Below are 10,169 nucleotides of genomic sequence, written 5' to 3'. Positions count from 1 at the left end.
GCCGCCCACGCCGGGGCCGCGGGCCTGCGCCCCTTGCTGGGCGGTGTCCTGTTCTTAGCCGCACCCCTCGTGTGCCCGGTCGCGCTCCCCGCCTCCCCACGGTCCCGGCTGGGGGCGGCCTGACCCCCCCTGCCCAGCCGCCCCTCGCCGAGCCCCGTCGGCCGCGATGCCCGACGCTTCCGTTGAAGCCTGCCCTCAGCCGCGCGTTCTCGGAGCCTGCGCTTCCTTCCGGCCGTACAGTGACCTGAGCATTTCAGCTGCCCGGAAGGCCGTCCATGACCTCACGCATCACTGCGCTCGCGCACACCATCGACGAGAAGACCCCCGCAACCCGCAACCGGGTCGTCGACTTCCTGCGCGCCGCGGCGATCACCGTCGTCGTGATCGGCCACTGGACGCTCGTCGCCGTCCACCCCGAGCATGGCATCCAGCCGCACGGCGTTCTCGACCGCGCTGCCTGGACACATCCGCTGACCTGGGTTTTCCAGATCATGCCGATCTTCTTCCTGGTGGGCGGCTTCTCCAACGGTCTCTCGTGGCGCTCCGCGCGCCGCAAGGGCCACAGCTACGGCTTCTGGCTGCGGGCCCGTGTCCGACGCCTGACCGGACCCCTCATCCCGGTGCTGCTCACCTGGCTCGCGATCGCCGTCGCCGCCTGGGGGCTCGGGGCCGACGCCGCGACGATGAAGCTCGCCTCCGGCATGGCGCTGATCCCCACCTGGTTCCTCGCCGCGTACCTCATGGTGATCGTCGTGGCGCCTGGCTGCCTGGTGCTGTGGGAACGTTTCGGCTGGTTCTCGATCGCCGGCGGTGTGGTGCTCGCCGGTTTCGTGGACGTGGTCTCGATCAGCACGGACTCGGTGCTGCTCGGCTATCCGAACTATCTGCTCGTGTGGGCGAGCTTCCACCAGGTCGGTTACGCCTGGCTCGACGGGCGTCTAGCTGCCTGGCGCTCCCGAATCATCCTGTTCGTGATCGGTGCGGTGGGGCTCGTCCTACTCGTGGGGCTCGGCCCGTATCCGGTATCGATGATCACCGCCCACACCGACGCGATCTCCAACTCCAACCCGTCCCGCGTCACCATGGCGTTCCTCGGGATGATGCAGGCCGCCGTGGTGCTGAGCCTCGAACCGGCACTGCGACGGGCACTGGCGAACAAGCTCCTGTGGCTGGTGACCGTGCTGGTGAACAAACGGATCATGACCTGGTTCCTGTGGCACCTCACGGCGATGGTTGCTGTGGCGCACCTTCTGCTCGTCGTCTGGCCAGCCGTGCTGCCGACGCCCCTGGCCGGCACCTGGTGGGCTACCCGGCCGCTGTGGTGGCTCGTCCTGCTCGGTGTCACGGGCGTGCTCGTGCTCGTCTACGGACGCTTCGAGGATGTCGCGGCCGACGAGCGCCCGGCCCCGGCGGCATGGCGTCCCGTCGTGGCGGCCGTCGCGGTCATCGCCGGGCTCGGGCTGATCGCGAACGTCGGCGTCGTCGGCTCCAGCCTGCTGTCGTGGGTCGCCGTCGGGCTTGTGGCGCTGGGCCCGGTGGCGGCCGGCCTGTTCGCGCCCGGTCGCGGCGGGGCCTGAGGAGAAACGGTACTGGAGCGTGTGGCCGCGGCTCTGGCGGAGGGTGACGCCACGCTCCAGTACCGCTGGGCTCCGGGCCGCGCCCGAGCATGGTGGGAGCGATGGCGGGACGGGAAGCTCACGCGTGGACGCGGGCGTCGGGGGAGCCGAAGGCCACGCGGGCGCCGGCACCCCAAGCACATGCGGGCGCCAGGCACCCCAAGCGCACGCGGGCGCCAGGCACCCCACACACGCGGGCGCCAGGCACCCCAAGCGCACGCGGGCGTCGGGCAACCGACGGGGCACGGGGCCCGCAGGACACGAGGTCCCGTCACGCCCAGCCCCCGCTCACGACCGCTCAGCGTTCGCACGCGTGCCCGGGCTCACTCCCACTCGATGGTGCCCGGCGGCTTGCTGGTTACGTCGAGCACCACACGGTTCACTTCGGCCACTTCGTTGGTGATCCGAGTGGAGATGCGGCTGAGCACGTCGTAGGGGACCTTCGCCCAATCGGCGGTCATGGCGTCGTCGCTGGTCACGGGCCGCAGCACGATGGGGTGGCCGTAGGTACGGCCATCGCCCTGCACGCCCACAGAGCGCACGTCGGCCAGGAGCACAACGGGGCACTGCCAGATGTCGTGGTCCAGGCCAGCGGCGGTGAGCTCGGCGCGGGCGATCGCGTCGGCCCGGCGCAGGATGTCCAACCGCTCACGGTTCACTGCGCCGATGATGCGGATGCCCAAGCCGGGCCCGGGGAAGGGCTGGCGCCAGACGATCTCGTCGGGCAGGCCCAGCTCGGAGCCGACGGCGCGCACCTCGTCCTTGAACAGGGTGCGCAGAGGTTCGACGAGTTCGAAGGACAGGTCTTCCGGTAGGCCGCCGACGTTGTGGTGGCTCTTGATGTTGGCCGCGCCCTCGCCGCCACCGGACTCGACCACGTCCGGGTAGAGAGTGCCCTGGAGCAGGAAGGCCTTGGGCTCGGCGGCGCGGGATGTGGCAGCCCCGTCGGTGGCACTGGCCTGCGCACCGCTATCGGTCGCCCCCGCACCCCCGTCGGCCGCGTTCGTGCTTGCCGGAGTCACCCCCGCATCCGCGCCGCCCGCGATCACGCCCTGCTCACGCAGGATGTCGGCCTGGGCTCGCTCGAAGGTGCGGATGAACTCGCGGCCGATGATCTTGCGCTTCGTCTCGGGGTCGGTCACGCCGTCAAGCGCAGCCAGGAACTGCTCGGACGCGTCCACCATCACCAGACGGGCGCCGCCCGAGGAGCGGCCGAATGCCTCCTGGATCTGGGCCGACTCGTCCTGCCTCATCAGGCCATGGTCCACGTACACACAGGTGAGGCGATCACCGATGGCGCGCTGTACGAGCGCCGCGGCCACGGCGGAGTCCACACCGCCGGAGAGCGCACAGATCGCGGTACCGTCGCCAATCTGGGCGCGCACCCGCTCGACCTGCTCGTCGATCACGTTGCCGGTGGTCCAGGTGGGCTCGATCCCCGCGCCACGGTGCAGGAAGTTCTCCAGCACCTCCTGGCCGCGATCGGAGTGGCCCACCTCCGGATGCCACTGCACACCGAACAGGCGACGCTCGCGATCCTCGAAGGCGGCAACGGGGCTCGCGGGGGACGTCGCGATCACGTCGAACCCCGCGGGCGCCTGCGACACCGCATCGCCGTGACTCATCCACACGTTCTGCTCGAGGTCCTGCCCTGCTAGCAGAACGCTGTCACCTTCGACGCTTGACAGACGCGTGGCGCCGTACTCGCGCACACCGGTGGCAGCAACGGTGCCGTCGAGCGCCGCGGCCATCGCTTGGAAGCCGTAGCACAGGCCCAGCACAGGCACGCCAGCCTGGAGCAGTGCCGGGTCGAGCCGCGGGGCGCCGTCGGCGTACACGCTGGAGGGGCCGCCGGAAAGGATCACGGCCACCGGTTCCTTCGCGAGCATCTGCTCGACGGGCATCGAGTGGGGCACGATCTCCGAGTACACGTGGGCCTCGCGCACGCGCCGCGCGATGAGCTGGGCGTACTGGGCGCCGAAGTCGACGACGAGAACGGGTCGCTGCTGTGTGTCGCTCACCCGGCTGAGTCTACTGGGCCGACGCGTCGGCCTGGTTCGGGTATGGCGGTGAGCCCCGCATGGGGCTCATCACGAAGCCCGCGACGGACCGGCTCGCTCACAGCGGGCCACCGCTCCGTACCCGGCCCGTCCACAAGTAGCGGCCACCGCCCCGCAGCTGATCCCGCGGCGGAGCGTGTCAGCCGCAACTGATCCCGCACCGGGTGCCGCAACGGCGTGTCCCGGCCGCCCCGGTCAGGCCTGGCTCTCTGCGTCCTGCAGGGTGGGCCGACGGGCCAGGTCGTTGTTGACCTTCACATGCGTCCACCGCTCACCGAAGAACGACAGCACAGGGATCACGCCGAAGAACATCAGCAGCAGCATGCGGCCGATGCCCCAGCGCATGCGGATCCACAGGTCGAAGGCGAGCACCACGTAGATCATGTAGATCAGCCCGTGGATCGGCGACCACGTGCTCGAGACCGACTCCCAAAACGGCGAGGTGGACGTGAAGGCGCCATCACCGCCGTACACCACGTAGCGCATGATCATGATGCCGACGAGGATCAGCAGCGCGATGCCTTCCACGATGGAGCCGACGCGGAAGCGGGCGAAGGAGGTGCGCACGGCGACCTCGTCGAGCGGGCGGTTCTGGGCCATGTGTTCAGTCCTCACGATCAGGGGATTGAGAAGCGCCGACGGGCGCAGAAGTCTGGGGCGCGCCGACGGGCGCAGAAGGTTGCGGCGCGCCGACGGGCGCAGAGGTCTGGGGCGCGCCAGCACGACCACCAGACGCGGGGGCTCGCGCATTCGCATCGCCACCGGCACCATCCCTCGACCCGGCGTCACCGCCGGCGCCAAGCCGTGCCCGAAGCGCGCTGCGACGCTCAGCGAGCTCATCCAGGTAAGCGGTGCGCACGGACCGCCACCACAGGTACAGGAAGAAGCCGCCGAACAGGATCCACTGCGCGGCGTAGCCGACGTTCTGCCAGTTGAGCCCCTGGCTGAAGGCTGAACTCGCCGCGGGCATCGGACGCAACCCATCGGCGGGGTCCGTCACGGCAACATATCCGGCGAACATGGGGCTTCCCCAGGCGTTGACCAGCATCGGTGTGGCGATCTGCGGGGCGATGCCGTCCTCGATTCCGCCGCTGGCGGCTTCACTGGCCTCGAGCAGCCCGCTGACCGTCACCACACCCGTGGGCGCCGCCGGGATCGCCGCACGATCAATCGTCCCGTCGGCCGCCCGAACATCTCCCGCGGGCAGCCAACCGCGCGCGACGGGTACACGCGCATCCGTGCCGTCGTCGAGACGCACGTGCAGAGCGGTCACCACGATCACGGCATCCGTCCCGTCGATCCGGCGGTCGGTCACGAGCACCTGTTCCTCGGGGGCATACGTGCCCGTCGCGTCGACGACCTGACCCGCCACGTCGTTGGTGACGGCAGCGCCCACACCGGTGACGTCCTGGATCCGCCCGAGATGCTGCGGCTCGGCAGCCTGTGTGGTGATCGCCCGGTGGGCACGATCCCACTGCCACGACGCGAGCCACCCGCACACCACAGTCGCCGCCACCATGAGGGCGAGCAGCCCCAGGAAGCGGGGACGGAGGGCGGTGCGAAGCATGGGGGCATCGTACGGTTCACGCCTGGGACAGTGCCCCTCACCCCCAGGACCTCCGTCCCGAACCGTCGGCCGGATCACCCCGCGATCCGCGCCGGTGTCGGCAAACCTCTCCGCACAGCGCGTGTCGGCCCCTATTCTGGGGAGCGTGTCACAGAGTGTCTACATCGCCAGCCCGGAGGGGTTCACAGGGAAGTCGATGGTGGCTTTCGGACTCCTCGAAGCCCTCGCCTCACAGTCCGACCGCGTCGGCGTCTTCCGCCCCGTGGTCAAGGCGACCGACTCCCACGACCGCTCCGTCGAACTCCTGATCAGCCACCCCGCCGTCGACCAGTCCTATGAGGATGCGATCGGCGTGGACTCTGGTCTGGTGCTGACCGATCCGGACGCCGCCCAGGAGATAATCCTGCGCCGCCACCGCGAGCTCGCCGAGAAATACAGCGTCCTCGTGGTGCTCGGCTCCGACTACGACGACCTTGCCAACCCCACCGAGCTCGCATTCAACGCCGACGTCGCCGCGAATCTCGGTGCCAATGTGGTGCTTGTGCTCTCCGGCATGGACCGCACCCCCGATCAGATCGCGGCCCTGGCCTCCGTCTCGACCGGCGAGTTCAGCTCGCATCACGCCGCGCCCGTCGCCGTGATCGTGAACCGCGTCGCCGAAGGCCAGGCTGACGCCGTCCGCGCCGCTGTCGAGGAGCGTCTGCCCGAGGTGTCCGTCGCCGCGATCCCGGAGAGCCCGGTCATCATGGCGCCCACCGTCGAGGACGTCCGCACCGCGATCGACGGCACCGTCCTACAGGGCAACCCCGAGCGGCTCAGCCGCGTGGCCCTCGGCACCGTGGTCGCAGCCATGTCACTCCCGAACGTGCTGAACCGTCTCAGTGAGAGCTGCACCGTGGTCGCCCCCGGCGACCGCTCCGACATCCTGCCCGGGATCTTCCTGGCGCAGCAATCCGGTACTTTCCCGTCGATGTCGGCGCTGATCCTCACCGGCGGCTACCAGATCCCTGAGGAGATCCAGCGCCTGGTGGCCGGTATCCAGCAGGATCTGCCGGTCATCACCACCGACGCCTCCACCTTCGACACGGCGGTGAAGGTATCCCGGGCGCGAGGCCACCTCACCGCCGACAGCCCCCAGAAGCTGGATGCGGCACGCCGCGCGGTCGCGGAGAGCCTGCCCACCGACAAGCTGCTGGAGACCCTCGCGGTGACCCGCAGCTCGGTGGTCACCCCGCGGATGTTCGAGTTCGACCTGCTGGCTCGTGCTCGTGGAGAGAAGAAGCGGATCGTGCTGCCGGAGGGCGACGACCCGCGAATCCTGGCCGCCGCGGAGGCGATCCTCAACCGTGGTGTCGCGGACCTGATCATCCTTGGTGAAGAAACTGCCGTGCGGGCCCAGGCCTCGCAGCTCGGCCTCGACATTTCTGAGGCGCGCGTGGTCTCCCCGCGCGACCCGGAGCTGGTGGAGAAGTACGCGGAGGAGTACGCCCGCCTGCGCGCGAAGAAGGGTGTCACCCTCGAGCAGGCCCGCGAGAAGGTGCAGGACGTCTCCTACTTCGGCACGATGATGGTGCACATGGGTGAGGCCGACGGCATGGTCTCCGGTGCCGCGCACTCCACCGCCCACACGATCCGCCCGTCCTTCGAGATCATCAAGACGAAGCCGGGTGCGAAGATCGTCTCCTCTGTGTTCCTCATGGCGCTGCAGGATCGAGTGCTGGTGTACGGCGACTGCGCCGTGAACCCGGATCCGACAGCCGAACAGCTCGCGGACATCGCCGCGCAGTCCGCGGCCACGGCCGAGCAGTTCGGTGTGCAGCCGCGCGTGGCGATGCTGTCGTACTCCACCGGCACGTCCGGCACGGGCGCTGACGTGGACAAGGTGCGCGAAGCCACCGAGCTGGTGCGCGCCGCTCATCCCGAGCTCGATGTTGAGGGCCCGATCCAGTACGACGCCGCGGTGGATGCATCGGTGGCGAAGACGAAGCTGCCGGACTCCGCTGTGGCTGGCCGTGCCACCGTGTTCGTGTTCCCGGATCTGAACACCGGCAACAACACGTACAAGGCAGTGCAGCGCTCCGCTGGGGCGATTGCGATCGGTCCGGTGCTGCAGGGTCTGAACAAGCCGGTCAACGACCTGTCCCGCGGCGCATTGGTGGACGACATCATCAACACCGTGGTGATCACAGCGATTCAGGCGCAGGCGGACTCACCCCAGGTCACGCCCGCTGCGCCCGCATCCTGACCGACCCCGACCGAGTCTTCAGGCCGTCGGCCCCACGGACTTCGACCACGCTCAGACCGCCCGACACAGCCAGCGGCCGACGAGCATCCGCATGACCCTCGACCCAGGAGAGACCCCATGAGCGACACCGCACCGACGCAGGATCGCGTCCTCGTCATCAACTCCGGTTCCTCGTCCCTGAAGTTCCAGCTGCTCGCCCCGGGCGACGGCACCGTGGATGCCTCAGGCATCGTGGAGCGGATCGGCTTGGACCACGGCGCCGCCCGCATCAGCGCCGGTGAGAAGGAGTCGCACTTCACCGGTGCGGTTCCGGACCATGTCGAGGCGATGCGGATCGTGGAGAACCTGTTCGCTGATGTGGGTATCTCGCTGACCGACGGTCGGATCAGCGCCGTCGGCCACCGCGTTGTGCAGGGCGGTGCACTGTTTGACAGTCCCACGCTGGTGACCGACGAGGTGCGGGACAGCATCCATGATCTGGGGCGGCTCGCTCCACTACACAACTACGCGGCAGTCGACGGCATCAACGGTGCCCGCACCCTGCTGCCGGACGTTCCGCATGTGGCCGTGTTCGACACGGCGTTCTTCGCGCAGCTGCCCGCGGAGGCGTACACCTACGCGGTGCCGCGTGACTTCGCCGAGCGCTACGACATTCGTCGTTACGGGGCGCACGGTACGAGCCACCGGTACGTGTCCGAGACGGTCAGCGCGCACCTGGCCGAGCAAGGCCAGGACGTCAGCGACCTGAAGCAGATCGTGCTGCACCTGGGCAATGGTGCGTCGGCCTCCGCGGTGCGGGCTGGCCGCCCACTGGACACCTCCATGGGCCTGACCCCGCTGGAGGGCCTGGTCATGGGAACGCGTTCCGGTGACATCGACCCGTCGGTGTACGTGCATCTGAACCGGCAGTCGGGCCTGAGCCCCGCCGAGGTCGACACGCTGCTGAACAAGCGCTCGGGTATGAAGGGCCTGTGCGGCATGAGCGACTTCCGCGATATCGCCGCGGCGATCGCGGCCGGTGACGAGGTCGCCAAGACCGCCATGGACGTGTACGCGCACCGTCTGCGCAAGTACATCGGCTCGTACGCGTTCGTGCTGGGCGGTCTCGACGTCATTACGTTCACGGCCGGCATTGGTGAGAACTCGGCTGAGGTACGTGAGGCTGCTCTGGCAGGCTTGGAAGCGTTCGGCATTGAGCTGGATGTGGAGAAGAACCGCGTGCGTGCCAAGGGCATCCGAGACCTGTCGGCCCCGGGCTCTCGCGTGAAGATCCTGGTGGTTCCGACCGACGAGGAGCTTGCGATCGCCCGTCAGGCCGACGAGGTGGCCCGCTCGCTCTGAGCCGGGTCGGGGCGGCGCGAGGACGTCAGCCTGCCCGTCCTTGCGTCCCCGCTCGGCCCGAGCAGGGGCGTCGGGGCGCGAGGACATCAGCCTGCTCGGTGCCTGCGCCCCCACTCGCGCAGCGCGGGCCAGCGCGGGCGCGAGGACGTCAGCCTGCTCGCTGCCTGCACCCCCGATCGCGCTGCGCAGGCGCCACAGCCAGAGGATGTCAGCCCGCTTGGTGCGTGCGCCCCCGCTCGCGCAGCGCGGGCCAGCGCGGGCGCGACGCGCCGTCTCATGCCGTACCGTTGCCCTGTGCCACAAACGCGCCACCTCGCGTTCGGTAACGGATCCACGAAGGGACGGAGCAGATGAGCCAGGGATACCCCGGAGGCGGCTACGCGCCGCAGGGCGGATACGGTGCACCCGGATACGCCCCCGCCTATGTGCCGCCGCCGCGCAAGAAGCGCGGGATGAAACGCATCATCTTCGGCATCCTGGGGATCATTGCGAACGGGCTCGGCCTGGTGCTGATGCCGATCGCGGGCCTGTTCTTGGGCGGCATTATCGCCGCGATCGGTCTTGCCGATCTGCAGCCGCTGCCGGACAACGGATCCATCTCCATGGACAGTGGCGACATGGTCATTGTCTTTGCGCCCGCCGACGAGGCGGGATCGGTGACATGCGACGCTCAGGTGTCCGCCTCGGATGCGAGTGTCGATAAGCCCGATGAGCCGACGGAGATGGACTACGAGGGGACGGCTTATGCCAGTGTCCTCGAGATCAGCGCAGTCTCTGATGGCACCGCCACGGTGACCTGCGAGGGCGCATCCTCCGTGATCTATGCCTCGACCGGTGTTTGGGGTGTGCTGATCACCGGCGGCATCGGCCTGGTGATCCCGATCGTGCTGGGCTTCTTGGCCTTCGTGCTGTTGATCTGGGGCATCATCGCGCGCATCCGCTCCTGATCCCCGCCCGCGCCCGGCGGCACTGGCACCCTTGTCGTCCGACGCAACGCCACCCCGCCCGGTACGACACCGCCCGACGCGACGCCACCCGCTCCTATCCCGAACTCACGGATTCGATGCGCAAACGCGCCATATCCGTGTCCTCACAGGCGACAGGCGGAGCACTACCCCGCTCCCGCCTCAGGCGGAGCACCGCCCCGCTCCCGCCTCAGGCGGAGCACCACCCCGCTCCCGCCACAGGCGGAGCACCGCCCCGCTCCCGCCACAGGCGGAGCACCGCCCCGCTCCCGCCCCCCTCCGTCTCCTATACCCATCTGACGCCGCCGACGCACCCCCCCCTGTAGATCTCCGTTGCCGCTCCCGCCTTTAAAACAAACACTCACCACGCAGTCT

7 protein-coding genes are annotated in these 10,169 nt (G+C 69.2%); 4 read left to right on the top strand and 3 right to left on the bottom strand.

Annotation, left to right across the window (positions count from 1 at the left end):
- The first annotated feature begins 275 nt into the window (after positions 1 to 275).
- A complete protein-coding gene (locus C8271_RS03620) occupies positions 276 to 1,577 on the top strand; it encodes an acyltransferase family protein (RefSeq protein ID WP_106506152.1) in 1,302 nt (433 codons plus the stop codon).
- Between the two features lie 362 nt (positions 1,578 to 1,939).
- Here C8271_RS03620 and guaA read toward each other — a convergent pair whose 3' ends face one another.
- The 3 genes from guaA to C8271_RS03605 all read right to left on the bottom strand — a co-directional run bounded on the left by guaA (position 1,940) and on the right by C8271_RS03605 (position 5,243).
- Positions 1,940 to 3,637: a glutamine-hydrolyzing GMP synthase gene (guaA, locus tag C8271_RS03615; protein WP_106506151.1), complete on the bottom strand. Its 1,698-nt coding sequence runs from the start codon at positions 3,635 to 3,637 to the stop codon at positions 1,940 to 1,942.
- 234 nt (positions 3,638 to 3,871) lie between these two features.
- Positions 3,872 to 4,276, bottom strand: a complete 405-nt coding sequence (locus C8271_RS03610; RefSeq protein WP_106506150.1) for a DUF3817 domain-containing protein — start codon at positions 4,274 to 4,276, stop codon at positions 3,872 to 3,874.
- 4 nt (positions 4,277 to 4,280) lie between these two features.
- On the bottom strand, positions 4,281 to 5,243 hold the full coding sequence (locus tag C8271_RS03605; protein ID WP_106506149.1) for an SURF1 family protein: 963 nt from the start codon (positions 5,241 to 5,243) through the stop codon (positions 4,281 to 4,283).
- Between the two features lie 145 nt (positions 5,244 to 5,388).
- On the opposite strand from C8271_RS03605, the gene pta reads away from it, so the two are divergent.
- The 3 genes from pta to C8271_RS03590 all read left to right on the top strand — a co-directional run bounded on the left by pta (position 5,389) and on the right by C8271_RS03590 (position 9,776).
- Complete coding sequence (pta, locus tag C8271_RS03600) at positions 5,389 to 7,488, top strand: phosphate acetyltransferase (RefSeq protein ID WP_245920850.1); 2,100 nt, start codon at positions 5,389 to 5,391, stop codon at positions 7,486 to 7,488.
- 117 nt (positions 7,489 to 7,605) lie between these two features.
- The gene (locus C8271_RS03595; protein ID WP_106506147.1) at positions 7,606 to 8,829 is read left to right on the top strand and encodes an acetate/propionate family kinase; all 1,224 of its coding nucleotides are present in this window, start codon (positions 7,606 to 7,608) and stop codon (positions 8,827 to 8,829) included.
- A 350-nt stretch (positions 8,830 to 9,179) separates the two neighbouring features.
- Positions 9,180 to 9,776, top strand: coding sequence for a hypothetical protein (locus tag C8271_RS03590; protein ID WP_106506146.1), 597 nt, complete (start codon positions 9,180 to 9,182; stop codon positions 9,774 to 9,776).
- Positions 9,777 to 10,169: the final 393 nt, after the last annotated feature.

Source organism: Brachybacterium timonense, assembly GCF_900258505.1.
GTDB lineage: Bacteria > Actinomycetota > Actinomycetes > Actinomycetales > Dermabacteraceae > Brachybacterium > Brachybacterium timonense.
Note: the sequence above shows the minus strand (reverse complement) of the source record. Positions and strands in the feature narration are given on the sequence as shown.

Excerpts from the sequence above, each read along its gene's own strand:
- C8271_RS03620 (WP_106506152.1), top strand. The coding sequence starts at position 276 with ATGACCTCACGCATCACTGCGCTCGCGCACACCATCGACGAGAAGACC.
- C8271_RS03610 (WP_106506150.1), bottom strand. The coding sequence starts at position 4,276 with ATGGCCCAGAACCGCCCGCTCGACGAGGTCGCCGTGCGCACCTCCTTC.
- C8271_RS03605 (WP_106506149.1), bottom strand. The coding sequence starts at position 5,243 with ATGCTTCGCACCGCCCTCCGTCCCCGCTTCCTGGGGCTGCTCGCCCTC.
- C8271_RS03595 (WP_106506147.1), top strand. The coding sequence starts at position 7,606 with ATGAGCGACACCGCACCGACGCAGGATCGCGTCCTCGTCATCAACTCC.
- C8271_RS03590 (WP_106506146.1), top strand. The coding sequence starts at position 9,180 with ATGAGCCAGGGATACCCCGGAGGCGGCTACGCGCCGCAGGGCGGATAC.